Origin of the sequence: Glaciecola punicea, from assembly GCF_001756615.1 — a bacterium.
In the GTDB taxonomy this organism is placed as follows: Bacteria; Pseudomonadota; Gammaproteobacteria; order Enterobacterales; family Alteromonadaceae; genus Glaciecola; species Glaciecola punicea.
The window spans coordinates 181,380-197,724 of the sequence record NZ_LZXY01000006.1 but is presented as its reverse complement, the minus strand read 5'-3'; the positions used below and the strand labels follow the sequence as shown (position 1 = coordinate 197,724).

Sequence of the window (16,345 nt, the reverse complement as noted above, 5' to 3'; positions counted from 1 at the left end):
AACGCACTTTTTATCGTTGGCGTCGCACTCAAAGGTTTAGGTCGCTTTAGTGAAGCTGAAAAAATCTTACAAGCATTGATTGAGCAAACCCCGGACTTTGCGCTAGCTCATCAAGAGCTTGGCATCACACTGCATGCTTTAAAACAAATAACAGCGGCGATAGCAGCATTGAACTGTGCAGTTGAAGTTGACGCTAAGTTAACTCATAGCTGGCGACTTTTATCTAAATTACTGCTAGTGATAGGCGAAAGCAAAGCCTCTGAGAAAGCTTATAATAATTATTTACGATTTTCGGCCAAGCACCCACTTTTAGGCGAAGCGCTACAAGCTTTTATCGACGATAAATTAGCATTAAGCGAGCGCCATTGCCGTAATTTTTTAAAGCAATCCCCAGGTGATGTCAATGGCTTAAGGTTGTTGGCTGAAATAGCAATTAAATTGGGCGTATTTGAGGATGCTGAACTGTTGCTTGTTCGTTGTCTAAGTTTAGCACCAGATTATCACCTTGCTCGTTTAAATTACGCGCATGTGTTGAATAAACGAGAAAAAAGCGAGCAAGCACTATTAGAAATAGAAACTTTAGAAAAATACCAGCCCAACGTGCCGCCTCAGCAAATACTCAAAGCTTCTATTTTGGTCAGGTTAGGGAAGTTCAAAGAGGCTATTGCGCTTTATAATAAATTGATTGCAGCATTGCCTGAACAAGCAAATCTTTATACCAGCAGAGGTCACGCACTCAAAACAATTGGAGAACAAGATGCGGCTATCGCTTCGTATAGGGCTGCGATTGCTTGTAATCCGAATTACGGGGAAGCTTATTGGAGTTTGGCTAATCTAAAGACCTTCGGTTTTGAACAGTCTGAAATACAGCAGATGAAAAAACAGATGGCGATAAAAAATCTCCCTATATTGGATCGTATCAATATATGTTTTGCATTAGGTAAAGCGCTCGAAGACAACAAAGAGTTTGAACAATCATTCCATTATTATAAATTAGGTAATCAGTTCAAACAGAGCATTGAACGTTATGATGCCGACGAAACGACCGAACTCATTGAACGAACCATTACAACGTGTCAATTACCCATTTTTGAAAAAAATGGTGAGCAGGGTTGCAGTAGAGCCGATCCAATATTTATAGTTGGACTTCCGCGTTCTGGTTCTACGTTGCTAGAGCAAATATTAGCAAGTCATTCAATGGTGGATGGCACCAAGGAGTTGCCAAATATTATTGCGATGGTTCGAAAATTAAGTGACCGTAAAAAACGTAATGAGATCTCAAAATATCCAGAGGTTATTGCCAAGCTTTCTGCACAGCAGCGTCTTGACCTGGGTAACGAATATATAATGAAAACTCAGGTACATCGGGGCGATGCTCCCTTTTTCATTGACAAAATGCCCAATAATTTTGCTCATATTGGATTGATTAAGCTGATATTACCTAACGCAAAAATAATCGATGCACGTCGCCAGCCGATGTCTGCGTGTTTTAGTGGCTTTAAACAATTGTTTTCAGCCGGACAGGCTTTTAGTTACGACTTAGAAAATATTGCCCGCTATTACAAAGATTATCTTCACTTAATGGATCATTGGCACAAAGTGCTTCCTAACCAAGTGCTCACTGTTTCTTATGAAGATGTCGTTAATGATTTTGAAAATCAGGTTAAGCAAATTCTAGACTTTTGTGGCTTACCTTTTGAGCCGAATTGCCTAGAATTTTATAATAACTCTCGTGCGGTCAACACGGCTAGTTCTGAGCAGGTTAGACAACCTATCAATACAAAAGGGCTCGATGCATGGAAGCCTTTTGAAGAGTTCCTTTCCCCATTGCAAAGCAAATTGTCATCCATATTGTGATAATTAGTCATCTGTATGTTTCTCTTGGGGAAAATGAGGTACCGATTAAAAGAATGATACAAGCACATTTTCTGCTTAAGGGTGGTTCAAAAAAATGTACCTGAGAATTTTAAAATATTATAAGAATGAATCTAATATTTTATATTTATCTATATAATCCATGAGTTTAAATTTATTTTAAGATAAGTACTTATATTCTATATAGCAGCTAAAAGCTTTATATGGTTTAGTTTTATTCAATCATAGGAGAGATATAATCGTTTGTTTTTAGTACGTTCATATTGCTACCATCAAATTTGTGTTAGCAATCTGTTAAGTGAATGTTAACTATTCAGGGTGATATTGCGAGTCTAAGTTCTATTTTGTCGGGCTTTGCGACTTGCTCGATAAACATATTATAAGGGTACATACAATGACTAATAAGCATCTAAAAAACAAAACGAGGTCTATCCGACTAAACCCCCTAATTGCGGCAATGCGCAATTCTATTAACGACAAAAACGTTCAAAGTATTGCTTTGTCAGTAATAATGGTGGGTGGCATGGCAGCGATGCCTAGCGCCAATGCACAAGACCTTGATACGGCTCAGGCCGAAACTGATACTAAAGCGTCGTCTCAGGGTATGGAAACAATAATAGTTACGTCACGCAAGCGTGTTGAAAATCTTCAAGATACTCCCTTAAGTATCACCGCATTGGGCTCCACTAAGTTAGATGAATTAGGGATCGAAAACTTCGATGATTACGCATTGATGTTACCGAGTCTCTCTTATCAATCATCAGGGCCTGGTTTGTCACAAGTCTACATGCGTGGAGCATCAGATGGTGGCAGTGGAAATGCATCAGGCTCTCAGCCAGGGGTTGCTATTTACTTAGATGAACAACCGGTAACCGCTATCGGGCGAAATCTTGATTTACATATTTATGATATAGAACGAGTGGAAGCAATTGCCGGACCGCAAAGCACATTATTTGGGGCCAGCGCCCAGTCAGGCACTATCAGGATCATTACCAATAAACCTCAAATGGATTTTTTTGAAGGTGGTTTTGATGTTAGTTATGGTACTACAAAAAGCGGCGATGCTAGTCACTCATTAGAAGGATTCGTTAATCTTCCGGTAAGTGAAAATATTGCAATCCGCTTAGTTGCTTGGACCAAAAAAGATGGCGGCTATATTGATAATATAGCCGGCACACGGACTTATGGATTGTTAACTGATGGTGGAAATTTCTCAACAGTTGAAGAAAATAATGATGCTTTAGTAAAAGAAAATTTCAATGAATTAACCAATAGCGGAGCTAGAGTCGCTTTAAAAGTAAATCTTAATGATAACTGGTCAGCAACAGCAAGTTACCTGACTCAAAAGCAGGAGACAGAAGGTGTATGGTTTCAAGACTCAGAAAATCCCAGTGGTGAAATTAATGACTTAGAGGTTCAACGTTTTTTCCCAGATACAATGGATGATGAATTTAATCAAGCAGCACTCACAATAGAGGGAGATTTAGGTTCTTCTAGCTTAGTGTATGCAGGCTCATTTATGGAGAGAGACGTACAGTACTTTAATGATTACTCCGACTATGCAGACTACTTTTCTACTAGTTGGATCCAAACTTATGGTTGTGAATATTATGGTACTGCAGATGCAGATTGTTCAAGTATGGCCATTTTTTACAATGATGATAATAAATATAAACGCAATACTCATGAACTGCGTTTGCAATCAACAGACAACGACTCACTGCAGTACATTGTTGGTTTATATTATGAAGATGCCAGTCATGACTACCGCCAAGAATGGGAAATGAATGGCATGGCCCAAGGAGCTGATTTTAGACAGTTTGGTGAGGCCAACCTGTGGTATTTAACGGATCAAAAGCGGGCAGATAAGCAGTCGGCAGTGTTTGGTGAAGTGAGCTATTCATTTACCGACCAACTCACCACAACGGTGGGTGCTCGGTGGTTTAAAAATGAAAGTACATTATTAGGAGTGTCTGGTTACGGACTGATTGCTCCAGGCTCTCCTATTATTAACGTTGATAGCAAAGATGACGACAGTGATAGTATTTTTAAATTCAATCTAAGCTATAAACTTGATGATAAAAAGATGGTCTATCTCACGTGGTCTGAAGGTTATCGCCCCGGTGGCATAAACCGAGACGAAACGGCATTGGTGCCGCGTATCTACAAACCTGATATTGTGACAAATACAGAGCTTGGTTGGAAAACCATGTGGTTGGAAAATAATCTACGTTGGAATGGCGCTGTTTACCATATGCAATGGGATGATATGCAGTTTACCCGCTATGATGCATCGTATGGTTCTCCTGTTGGTTTAACAATCAACGCCAGTGAATCAACAATTGTGGGTATTGAATCTGATCTCACCTACCTACTAACAACAGACTGGACTGTATCAGCCGCATTTAACTTTAATCAAGCTGAGTTATCTGCTGATTTACTAGTCGGCAGCAATTTATCACCTGACGGTACTGAACTTCCCAATGTGCCCGACTTTAAAGGGAATCTAACCAGTCGCTATAACTTTGCTATTGGTGATTATAGAAGCTTTGCCCAAGTCGTTTATGCCTATGTCGGTGAGACATACAGTGATATTTACAAGTATAAAACTAGTGATTTAAACCTAGACCGACGTGATATTAATAGCAGCTATAGTATTGTAAATTTATCCGCAGGAATAAATATGGGTAGCTGGGGAGTCAACTTATATGTCGATAACTTGACCGATGAACGTGCTGAGCTATCGCGAGGCAGCGCACGCTGGGACAGCACTGTAACAGTCAATCGCCCTAGAAATCTCGGGATCAGGTATCACATGTTATTTGAATAAATATCTTCTCGCGTGTCTTCGCTGGTTTGCTAAATCCAGCGAAGACACGCACCTCTTTCTTCTAATTTTTTAATATTCATCTTTGTAATATGAGGACATTCTAATGACTGTTGTTAATAACGGATTGAGCCCAGAGCATGTCGTGCTTGTGACAGCTGGAGCCAACGGCATAGGCCGTAAAATAGCCGAAAAGTTTCTGGGATATGGTTGTAAAGTGCATGTCTGCGACATTGATAAAAAGGTCATCGCTGACTTTCTTGAAGCAAATCCTGGCGCGACAGCCTCGGTGGCTGATGTTGCAAATGTTGATCAAGTTAAGCAAATGTTTGCTGATTTAATGGTTCATTATCAACATCTGGACGTTTTAGTAAATAATGCTGGGATCGCTGGCCCTACAGCGCTTGTTGAAGATATAGACCCCGACGATTGGGCGCGCACCATTAATGTTGATTTGAACGGACAATTCCATTGCACCAAGTTCGCAGTGCCCTTATTGAAAGCAAATGGGTCGGGCAGTATTATTAATATCTCTTCTAATGCTGGTTTTTTCGGTTTCCCAATGCGCTCGCCTTATGCTGCATCTAAATGGGCACTTATTGGCTTAACAAAAACATGGGCGATGGAGTTAGGTCCACATAATATTCGAGTCAATGCCTTATGTCCAGGCAGTGTCAAAGGAGATAGAATTGACAATGTTATTCGTCTTGATGCAGAAAAACGTGGCGTTACGCCAGATGTGGTGAGAGAGATATATGCAGAGCAAAGTTCACTGCGGCTTTTTGTTAGTCCCGATGATATTGCGAATATGGCCGTATTTTTAAGCTCTGACCTAGGAGCCAGTCTTTCAGGGCAAGCTATTGGAATTGACGGTCATACCGAAAATTTATCTAGCAAATTTTAAATAATAGACGCAGCTGTTGTTAATCGATAATTATTAATTAAATACAGCCCAGCGTGACTTAATTCGATGAAATAAAAAATTGGAAAAAATAATGAAAGCAGCTTGGTTTGAAAAATTTGGTACACCCGCAGACACAATAATTATAGGTGAACAACCAAAGCCTATTGCGGGTGATGGTCAGGTATTAGTAAAATTAAAAACCACAGGGGTTAATCCTTCAGATGTTAAAAAGCGCATTGGCGCCTTTCCTAATCTATTAGATAACGGTCATATCATTCCACATAGTGATGGCGCTGGGATCATTGAAGCTGTGGGTAAAGGAGTACCTGAAAGTAGGATAGGTGAACGAGTTTGGGTTTATCAGGCGCAGTATGCTCGCCTTTTAGGAACGGCGGCTGAATACGTCGCAATTGATGCCTCTCGAGCGGCCACGTTACCGAGCAATACATCGTTTGAAATAGGCGCTTGTTTAGGTATTCCAGCAATGACTGCCCATCGAGTTATTTCATCCGATGGCTGTGTTAAAGGCCAAACAGTGTTGGTAACCGGCGGAGCCGGTCGTGTTGGCTACTATGCTATTCAGTGGGCTAAACTTTCTGGAGCTAAAGTTATTACAACGGCAAGTAACCCAATAGATGAAGCAAGTTGTATCGAAGCCGGTGCTGATTTCGTGGTTAATCATCGCGATGTTAACTGGGGTGATAAAGTTCAAGAAGTGAATGATGGCGAAAAAGTTGATCGCGTTATTGATGTTGAGTTTGGCTTCAACTTACCTGAAGTACTTAAGTGTATCCGTACTGGTGGTGTCATCGCCACTTACGGAAACACCCAGATAAAAGAACCGAAATTACCTTTTTTCCAAATGATGTTTATGGATCTGACTATACGCATGACCATAGTGTATGCGATGCCAGAGTCAGCTAAACAGCACGCTATCGACGATATCTACAAAAGATTAGCAGCGGGAGAGTTGAAACATAGAGTGACTCATATACTTCCTTTTAAGCAAATGGCAAAGAGTCATGAGTTAATAGAAGAAAGTGGATTACGCGGAAGCGTTGTCGTTGATATAGAAGCGTAAATTATAGTTTTAAAGGACCCAACTCATCATGAATACATCGCTATTCTCTAAAAGATTTATTTGTTTTCTTCGTTGGGGCCTATTAATTTCTCTGCCCTTTACTATTGCCTCTCAGGTTAGCTATGCAAGTGAACCGATATCAATTGAAGTAACCGCGGGCAATGAAATATTGATTGGCCAGTATGCTGATCAATCAGAAAACGTAGCCGCTTTTAAGGGTATTCCATACGCTGCGCCACCAGTAAATCAGCGTCGTTGGCAAGCACCAGAAAAACACCAACCAAGATCAGGAAAACAGTTGGCAATTCACTTTGCCGACGCTTGCTTTCAAGACAACTACAATACTCAATGGTATCAAAAAGTAGGTAAAGCTTTTGGTGCCTCACCTGAGATATTCACTGATCCAACCTTTAGTGAAGATTGCCTATATCTAAATGTTTGGACGCCATCGTTGCACAAGGACAATAAATTACCGGTGATGGTTTGGATCCATGGCGGCAGTAATAAGGCTGGCTGGTCATACGAAGCAAATTATATCGGCGCTCAACTTGCGCAACAAGGACAAGTGATAGTCGTTAGTATTGCCTATCGTTTAGGTGTTTTTGGTTTTTTCTCACATCCTGAATTAACACACAGCACAGCGCCTGCAAATTTTGGCTTGTTAGACCAAATCGAAGCACTGAATTGGATCAATAAGAACATAGCGCAATTTGGTGGTGACAGTTCAAATATAACGCTCTTTGGCGAATCAGCTGGTGCAGCTAATATTGGTAATTTAATTTTATCACCGCTCGCTGATGGACTATTTCAGCGTGCAATCAGTCAAAGCGGTGGATTCCAGCTGTGGAATAATGCCGATTTAAAAAGCCAGCAAACGTTTGGTCATGACTTAGCCACTTCTCTGGATATGAAAGACAGTTCACTGTCGATGCTAAAAAAAACCTCGGTAAAAGTTCTTTTTAACAAAGCAAAACAAGATTTCTCTGAATATTACTATGGTGCCGCCGTGGATGGAAATGTGCTTCCTGATACGGCGTTGAATTTGCTTTTTAGGCAAAAGCAAAAAGTTGATCTGCTTATCGGTAGCAATCAAGATGAATGGTTAATGTATTTAGATAATTCCTCCGAAAAACTTGCACAAATGATAAATTCATACCCCAAGGAAATTCAAGACATATTAAAAAAACGAGCACAACAAGAGCCAAGTATTGCGCGGGGACATGATCAAGCATCGACCTTAATGGACATGGTTTGCCCGGGCTATGCGTACGCACAACAAATAGCTAAATCAGATAAACGTGCTTATATTTATCGCTTTAAACGAGTTCGAACAGGCAGCGGTGGAGACAAACTGCAGGCCTATCATGGCGCAGAAATTCCCTATGTATTTAATACTCATGATGACTGGCTAACAACAAACAAAGACGACGAAATGCTAACCACGGCGATGATAAGGTATTGGACTAATTTTGCTAAAACTGGGGATCCCAATGATGAAAAATTGACTACTCTGCCTATTTGGCCTCAATTTGATGAAAATGATCCAAAAGTGCTAGCTTTATCAGAGCAAATATCTGTCATTGCTGCACCTGATTTCTCAATTTGTCAAAAAATATTGCCCTTCTTAAAATTAAACTCAAAAAAACTATAATAATAGAGGAGCGTTAACTTGAAGCAACGAATTGATAAAACTGGTTTTGTTGCAACTATTGCTGTGATGTTGTTAATGACGGTACCTTTAATGATTGCACCAGAATTATCATCAACCGTTATGCAACGAGCCTACGAATATATAGGCAGTAATTTTGGTTTTCTGTATGTTTTTCTTGCGTCGACAATATTACCTCTGCTTATTTGGTTAGCCTTTGGTAAATATGGCAGTATAAAATTCGGCGATGCAACTGATAAACCTGAATATAATAATTTTGCTTGGAGTGGCATGTTATTTTGTGCTGGTGTGGGTGCCGGATTACTATATTGGGCGACTATTGAGTGGGCTTTTTACTATCAAACACCTCCGTTTGGTGTTGAACCCATGTCAACAGAAGCGGCTAAGTGGGCATCATCATATGGATTATTTCATTGGGGAATTAGCGCATGGGCCTTTTATTGTTTGCCCACTTTAGCGATTGCTTACCCATATTATGTTAAAAAAATCCCAATGCTAAAGTTCAGCATCAGTTGTCATCACGTATTAGGAGGTAAGGAAAACTCTCTTGCTGGCCGTTTTATCGATTTTCTTTTTCGCATAGCGCTGATTGGCGGCGCAGGCTCATCTTTAGGCTTCTCAACACCTTTGATTGCCGAAGGTATTGCGAGGCTAATTGGTATAGAGTCAAATTTTACGCTTGAGGTCCTCGTGGTCTGCACGTGTGTCGCAATTTTTGCAACAAGTGTTTATTTTGGCTTAGAAAAAGGCATGAAACGATTGAGTTCAGCCAATGTTTGGTTATCGTTCTCATTGCTTGCATTTCTCCTGTTTGCAGGCCCAACAGTATTTATATTCAAAGCGAGTATAAGTGGTCTAGGCACCGTTCTACAAAACTTCATCCAAATGAATACTTGGGCAGATCCTTTTACAGAATCAAATTTTGTTGAAAACTGGACTGTTTTTTATTGGGCTTGGTGGGTCGCCTTTGGCCCGTTTGTGGGTATTTTTGTTACTCGTATATCAAAAGGAAGAACCATGAAAGAAGTTATCGTTGGTATGCTCACTTTTGGTACTATCGGTGGCTCACTGTTTTATATGATTTTTGGTAATTTCTCCCTATATCAACAGCTTTCAGGTAATCTGGACGTGATAACGCTTATGAATGAAAGTGGCATACCCGAGGCAATTATTACCGTTTTTGAACAGTTACCCCTGTCTAATATTGTTATTGGCTTATTCTGTATTGTTTGTATTATTTTCGTAGCAACAACTTATGACGCGGCTTCTTATGTCCTCGCCAGCAGCGCGACGGCCGAACTTCCTGTGGGGGAAGACCCTCATCGCCTCCACCGAACATTTTGGGCACTAACATTAGCTTTACTGCCTATTTGTTTAATGTATGTCGGAGGCTTCAAAGTAGCACAAACTGCTGTGTTAGTGGTGTCATTACCTATTTTATTTATATATATGATAATGACTTACTCGTTCTTAAGCTCATTAAAAAAAGACTATGGAGCGACTTAAGCATAATCACGGTTAAGCAACCTTAATTTCTACAAATAGCTTCAGCTTCATTGGAGCTATTACTTTTATCTATTTCGGTGTATTTGATATGAAAATTTTGTCTAAAACTGTTTTGCCATCACCCTCTTATGCTATTCCTAAATTAGGTATTATTGCCGCCCCTGGCTGGATTGATCCAACCGCTAGAGAATTTTATAGTTTATGCAACCAAGCGGTGGAAATAGCTCAAACGATTATGCCCCCGGTAGGTTTTGATTATAGTTTTGAACAAATAGAACAGCTAGAACCTCATATTAAAACTGCGGCTCAGTTATTAAAAGACTCGGGTACTGAGCTAATCATTCAAGTAGGCCCCGCTTTTTCTTATTTCAATGATTATACATCTGCAGGAGCTCGGGCATTGCAACAGCGTTTAACGGATGCTTGTGGATGCAAAGTCATACTCAATGGTGTCGCTGTACTTGATGCTATACACGATTTAGGTTGTAAGCGTGTAATTCTGGCTTGCCCATACTATAATGAACAATGGAAATTGCGCTTTTTAACATTTTTACAATCTGTAGATTTAGTTATTCAAGGCTGCCAAACATTCACCGAGCAAGGAATATTTGCTTCACAACAAGAAGTTGACGCTCGCTATTATGATTTTAGTGCAGAAGAAATAAAACAAAGTCTTCGCCTAGCCCGAGCTTCGGCACCCAATGCTGAAATGGTTTTAGTCGGGGGCGCTGGGCTTAGGTTCTTAAACATTATAGAGGAGCTAGAACAAGAATTTGGTGTGCCCATATTATCTGCCGATATTGCTTTACATTGGGCTACCGCAAAAGCACTAAATATTGACATTACAGATAAAAAACTTGGGCGCTTATTGCGAACAACTAAATCTAGCTAAATCTACCTGCATAGCATTCTCAAACTGACATGGTCTAATTGATCCGGACGCACCGGTTAAGAAAAATATTCAAACGAATTTAGGATAGACGCCATGAGCGGTGGTTGAACAACAATATACCCGAGCTGAAGCAGCAAAAAGTTTGCAAATGAATCCAAATCTGGTAACTCTCTGGATAAATGAAAGCTGCTCGTTTTTATGACAAAGGTAATATCTGGTTCGAAGATATCCCCGAATCGACCATAGAACCAGGACTTGTTGGCATAGATGTAGCTTGGTGCGGTATCTGCGGTACCGATTTGGATGAATTCATGGATGGCCCAATCTTTATTCCTCCCTGCGGTCACCCCCACCCGGTCTCGGGAGACTCTGCGCCGATATTAATGGGGCATGAGTTTTCGGGTGTGGTTTATGCTGTTAGTGACGGCTTATCCGAAAAAATCGCAGTCAAGCGTCGCTGGGTGCATCCCATTTCTAACGCCATTCCCCTTGATCAAGCCGCTTTGATTGAACCGCTTACTGTTGGCTATCACGCGTTTGTTCGCAGTGGCGCCAAAGCCGGCGATATTGCTCTAATTGGCAGTGGCGGGCCTGTTGGCCTACTATTGGCGGCTGTATTAAAGGCCAAGGGTATAACCGTTATCCTCACGGAATTGAGCGCGAAGCGTAAGGAAAAAGCAAAAGAAACCGGCGTTTCGGATTATGTTTTGGATCCCTCTGAAGTCAACGTAGCCGAAGAAGTTATGCGGATTACTGAAAATCGTGGTGTCGATGTTGCTTTCAAATGCACCAGTGTCAATGAAGTATTGGATATACTGGTAGAGACAACAAAACCCAGTGGGACCGTTGTAATAGTATCTATTTGGAGCCATCCGGCAACGGTGAATGTTCATAGCGTTGTGATGAAAGAACTGGACGTTCGCGGAACGATTGCTTATGCAAATAACCATGAGGAAACTATCAAGCTAGTGGAGGAAGGCAAAGTTAATTTGGAGCCTTTCATTACCCAGCGAATTAAACTCGATGATTTAGTGGCAGAAGGTTTCGAGAGGCTGATTCACAACAACGAGTCAGCCGTTAAGATAATTGTTCATCCATAACAGACATCGACAAACGCCTGCTGCTAGGCTAGCAGATTATCCATAGTAAAATTAAGCGCCGCGTCTTTGAAATAATAACCAATATGTTTGCAGGGTCGTCCATGATACGACATCACGGTTACCATCGGCATCAATCAGACCCAGTTCGTTGAGTCCAGCAAAAATTTGGTAATCGCTTAGCGGCCTACTAATATTGGCTTATACAAGCAACTTGGTTTGCAAAAACAAAGAGCACTACAGTCTAAGGGTATCTAATTAGCACCCGTTTTACTTACTAGCTCATGTCTATTACTGAGTCTTTTATCCCGCGGTTTACGTACACATTTTATGAATGTAATAACAACACTCAACATTGCGTTGGTTTCACAGCATCCAGTGAGAGATGCAAAGGGCTATTTTGACTGAATCATCAAAAAAATCAGAAGATAAAAGTAGTTTAGTAGAAGGCCCTATATTGCCTGCTATTTCTAGGCTAACCATGCCAATGATCTTTGGCATCGCCGCAATATTTTCAGTCTCAATTGTGGATACTTATTTTGTAGGTCAATTAGGCACCGACTATCTAGCGGCCTTATCCTTTACTTTTCCTGTCACTATGGCCGTTACCAGTTTATCTGTTGGATTGGGCTCAGGCGCTTCATCGGTCGTATCACGAGCCATTGGGGCTAACGACAAAACATATGCTAAGCGTCTGTCTACCGACAGCTTGCTGCTGGCGGGTTTGCTGGTTATATTTATTTCGGCTGTTGGCTACTTCACTATTGCCCCCCTCTTTACCCTGCTAGGTGCCTCTGGCGACGTGCTGACTTACATTACGCAATATATGCGCATTTGGTATATCTCAATGCCGTTTCTCGTTATCCCCATTGTGGCAAATGCCATAATTCGTTCGGTTGGAAACGCACTCTGGCCAAGCCTTATCATGTTTTTTTCCGCAGGGATCAATATTGCATTAACACCGGCCATGATATTTGGATTTGGTCCAATACCGGCCATGGATATTGAAGGCGCGGCAATAAGCACGATGATAGCGCGCATGGTCACCTTAGTTTTGGCGCTATATGTTGCTTACTATCGTGAACAAATTATTGAGTTGTGTAAGCCCGATTATTACGTATTTGTTGCTTCTTGCAAATCTGTACTCAAAATCGCATTGCCTGCGGGCGCCGGCAGCGTTATCAACCCAATTGGTATAGGGATCGTTACCGCTATTATTGCCGGATACGGTGCCGATACCGTCGCGGCTTTTGGGGTCGCAACAAGAATAGAATCCTTTGCTTGCATTCCTATGATGGCCTTATCTGCCTCTATTGGTCCTATTGCGGGTCAAAACTGGGGAGCAGGAAATAAACAACGGGTGATAAAAGCGCTACAGTATTGTTATCTTATTTGTGTGCTTTGGTCATTAATAATTATTGCGGTGTTTTATGGTTTTGCCGATGTCTTCGCGTCACTGTTAGCATCTAGTGACAGCGTCGCATCTAAATCCACAGATTACTTACTTATTGTTGGTGTCAGTTTAGTCGGCTATGGCTGGATTATCGTCTCTTCAGCGGCCCTTAATTCATTAGGAAAGTCGGTCACAGGCTTGAGCTATTATGCGCTAAGAACCTTTGTTTTGTATGTGCCCTTGAGTCTTGCTGCTTCTGTCTGGTTTGATGAGCGTTGGATCTATATCGCGATTTCTACCTCTAATCTAGTTTCGGGTTTCTTAGTTGCAGGCTATACATTACTTTGGCTTAAAAAAGCGAAGCAAGAAGATTGCGATCCTAACTGGTCACTTAATTTATTAAATTGAGTGACCAGTGAACGACAAACATTAGAGCCGGCGCAGCCGAATATAGATTAACCGAGATGTTAGCGCCGTTTACAGCAGTAAAGGCTTAACATCATTTAAAGCCCCTGCGACACAATTGCAGAAGCAAGTCGTTGAAACGCTGCGAGGTTAGCGCCATCAGCGTAGTTAATTGAGCCGTCTTCCTGCTTGCCATAATGAACACATTTTTCGTGGATGGTGTGCATGATAGAGTGAAGTTGCTTATCTAATTCGGCAAATCCACGCTGTTCAAAACCAGCATTTTGCGACATTTCTAAACCCGACAAAGCGACACCACCTGCGTTAGAGGCTTTTCCTGGAATATATAGTGCAGACGCTTCACTGAAGGTTTCTATGGCTTGTGCAGTACATGGCATATTAGCGCCCTCAATAATAAATTTGCAGCCATTGCTCATTAACTTCTTTGCATCGTCTTGGTCAAGCTCATTTTGAGTTGCACAAGGCGCCGCAATGTCACATTCAAGTTGCCAAGGTTTTTTGTTTGACAGCCATTGGGCTTTGTCATGGTCCTTGGAAAATGCTTTTAAGACGTTGTCGCTGGTGGAATTCTCGTTTATCCAATCCAAGTCGTCTGCACTTAAGCCGTCTGTCACATGAAGTGTTCCGCGACTATTGGACATAGAAACGACAATGGCGTCTTTTTCAATGGCTTTATACGCAGCGTGGGTCGCTACATTTCCAGCACCTGAAATCGCTATTCGCTTATCACAAAGCTCTTCATCGTGATGCTTAAGGGCAATTTCTAAAAAATAAATCACCCCAAAACCTGTAGCTTCGGTTCTTACCTCACTACCGCCAAACTCAATATCTTTACCCGTTATATAACCGCCAAACTCATTTTTAATGTTCTTATATTGACCATACAAATAGCCTATTTCTCTAGCGCCTACGTTGATATCGCCAGCGGGTACGTCTGTTTGTGGACCTATATGACGATATAACTCCAACATAAAAGCTTGGCAAAATCGCATAATCTCATGGTCGGTACGCCCTTTCGGATCAAAGTTTGCCCCCCCTTTCGCGCCGCCTAATGGTAAATCAGTAAGCGAGTTTTTAAAGCATTGTTCAAAAGCCAAAAACTTGAGCACCGATTCATTTACGCTAGGATGAAATCTTAACCCACCTTTATAAGGTCCTAGCGCATTTGACTGCTGCACGCGCCAGCCTGTGTTGATGTGAATGTCGTTATTGTCGTCAGCCCACGTAACGCGAAACGAAATTATACGGTCGGGCTGCGCTAGCCTTTCTAATACTTTGTTCACTCTAAAAGGTGTAGAGTTATTAATTGTCGATTCAAGACTGTGTGCGATTTCTTTTGCTGCTTGTAAAAACTCTGTCTGTTCGCCGTTTTCTTGTCTTAACCAATCTAAAAATTTAGTGGGTTCAAATTTAATGTCATTCATATCTATTTACTCTCTTTTAACGCTTAGCTGACATGCTCATTTTAGCTTAACGCACTTTTCGTTAAGCTTCAAAGTCCGCCTAACACCATACCATGGCTTGAATATTAAGGAATAAAACAGTTAAAAACATGCTCTGAGTTTGATCTGATAGTCATCGCAAAACCACTATCTATCCTATAAGCAGATCATGAATAAAAAAATAACGAAAGTGCTTAACGATTTCGATACACACTAAGAAAAAGTCACTCTAGGCCTACCTTTGACCCTTATTTTTAAGACCCGCAGATCTATGAATCAAATAGGAAGCGGTGGCGTCGAGGGGATCGCAACCAAGGATGGCTGTCGCTTTGGGATGAAAGCTGGAAACCGGGTTCAGGTCGATGAAAACGGGATTGTCATTTTCATCCAGCAGGTACTCGACTGCGCCGAGCTCCATCCTTGCGGCCCGTAGAATTTTTTTGACTGCCTCGGTCACCTTCGGGGCAATTTCGTGAGGAGGCAAGAGAGTAACATCCGATTCCGGGTGAGCCAGGCAGTAGTTGAACTCGTCAGCTTGAATCGGTGAGCGGGCTTCGTAAAGGATGTCGGGGCCAAGGACTTCGATCCGGTGGACGCAGCCGTCTGCGGCGGTTAGCATCTCTTGCTCAATCCAGCCTTCTTCTCGACTGAAAAGTCCATCCGGGGCGGGTTCGCCGTCTTTGAGCGCCACAATCCCTCTGCCAAAACCACCTGCAGGTGGCTTAAGAAGTACTGCTTGTCCATGTATGGCGCGTCCGCCAGGAACGGCGAGGCACGTTTGCGGGCTACGCACTCCACACTCAATAAAAAGCTTGGCTTGAGCCAGCTTACTGTAGCCGGTCTGGAAGCAGAATGATCCATTGATCACAGATCTACCCTCGGCCTCCCAGGTGCGCAAAGAATGGGTGATCCGATCCGCCCGAGCCTTATCCCGCGCAGCAAGAAGGGAAGATACGCGGTTGACAATCAAGCCATTTGCTACGATCTCCTGCGGATCATCAGCGATTTGTACTTTGATGCCTTTGGATTCTAAAATATCAACGAGGGGGCGAACCCATTCTGGGATATCTGTGAGAATTAAAATAGACATTGACTAGTATCCAGTTGACTGAGGTGAGTAGGAAGAATAAAGCACATCCCTAATCTATGCAACAGGGCGTATTTTTCTTGATTTTAGAGCTTGTTAACGCTATTCACTACCCTTCGTTACAGGTGTATTTCAGGCTGGAACGA

Annotated in this window: 11 protein-coding genes; 9 read left to right on the top strand and 2 right to left on the bottom strand. The window is 41.8% G+C overall.

Features of this window, described 5'->3' with window-relative positions:
- From BAE46_RS09370 to BAE46_RS09330, 9 genes are all read left to right on the top strand, one after another.
- Positions 1–1,857, top strand: a 1,857-nt coding sequence (locus BAE46_RS09370; RefSeq protein WP_070112507.1) for a tetratricopeptide repeat-containing sulfotransferase family protein, incomplete at its 5' end; no start/stop codon positions are given.
- Between the two features lie 412 nt (positions 1,858–2,269).
- On the top strand, positions 2,270–4,705 hold the full coding sequence (locus tag BAE46_RS09365; protein WP_070112505.1) for a TonB-dependent receptor: 2,436 nt from the start codon (positions 2,270–2,272) through the stop codon (positions 4,703–4,705).
- 103 nt (positions 4,706–4,808) lie between these two features.
- Positions 4,809–5,606: an SDR family oxidoreductase gene (locus tag BAE46_RS09360; protein ID WP_070112503.1), complete on the top strand. Its 798-nt coding sequence runs from the start codon at positions 4,809–4,811 to the stop codon at positions 5,604–5,606.
- A 91-nt stretch (positions 5,607–5,697) separates the two neighbouring features.
- A complete protein-coding gene (locus BAE46_RS09355) occupies positions 5,698–6,687 on the top strand; it encodes an NADPH:quinone reductase (protein ID WP_070112501.1) in 990 nt (329 codons plus the stop codon).
- A gap of 28 nt (positions 6,688–6,715) precedes the next feature.
- Positions 6,716–8,338 carry a carboxylesterase/lipase family protein gene (locus tag BAE46_RS09350; protein ID WP_141729332.1) on the top strand — a complete coding sequence of 541 codons (1,623 nt, stop codon included), beginning with the start codon at positions 6,716–6,718 and terminating at the stop codon, positions 8,336–8,338.
- A gap of 18 nt (positions 8,339–8,356) precedes the next feature.
- Complete coding sequence (locus tag BAE46_RS09345; protein ID WP_070112499.1) at positions 8,357–9,862, top strand: BCCT family transporter; 1,506 nt, start codon at positions 8,357–8,359, stop codon at positions 9,860–9,862.
- An 88-nt stretch (positions 9,863–9,950) separates the two neighbouring features.
- The gene (locus tag BAE46_RS09340; protein ID WP_070112497.1) at positions 9,951–10,754 is read left to right on the top strand and encodes an aspartate racemase/maleate isomerase family protein; all 804 of its coding nucleotides are present in this window, start codon (positions 9,951–9,953) and stop codon (positions 10,752–10,754) included.
- A 179-nt stretch (positions 10,755–10,933) separates the two neighbouring features.
- A complete protein-coding gene (locus BAE46_RS09335) occupies positions 10,934–11,854 on the top strand; it encodes a 2,3-butanediol dehydrogenase (RefSeq protein WP_070112495.1) in 921 nt (306 codons plus the stop codon).
- A 397-nt stretch (positions 11,855–12,251) separates the two neighbouring features.
- On the top strand, positions 12,252–13,652 hold the full coding sequence (locus tag BAE46_RS09330; RefSeq protein WP_244884999.1) for an MATE family efflux transporter: 1,401 nt from the start codon (positions 12,252–12,254) through the stop codon (positions 13,650–13,652).
- Between the two features lie 95 nt (positions 13,653–13,747).
- On the opposite strand, the gene gdhA is transcribed toward BAE46_RS09330, so the two are convergent.
- Together gdhA and BAE46_RS09320 are read right to left on the bottom strand one after the other, a co-directional pair.
- Positions 13,748–15,094 carry an NADP-specific glutamate dehydrogenase gene (gene gdhA / locus BAE46_RS09325; RefSeq protein ID WP_070112491.1) on the bottom strand — a complete coding sequence of 449 codons (1,347 nt, stop codon included), beginning with the start codon at positions 15,092–15,094 and terminating at the stop codon, positions 13,748–13,750.
- Positions 15,095–15,347: 253 nt separating this feature from the next.
- The gene (locus BAE46_RS09320; protein ID WP_006007003.1) at positions 15,348–16,202 is read right to left on the bottom strand and encodes an ATP-grasp domain-containing protein; all 855 of its coding nucleotides are present in this window, start codon (positions 16,200–16,202) and stop codon (positions 15,348–15,350) included.
- Positions 16,203–16,345: the final 143 nt, after the last annotated feature.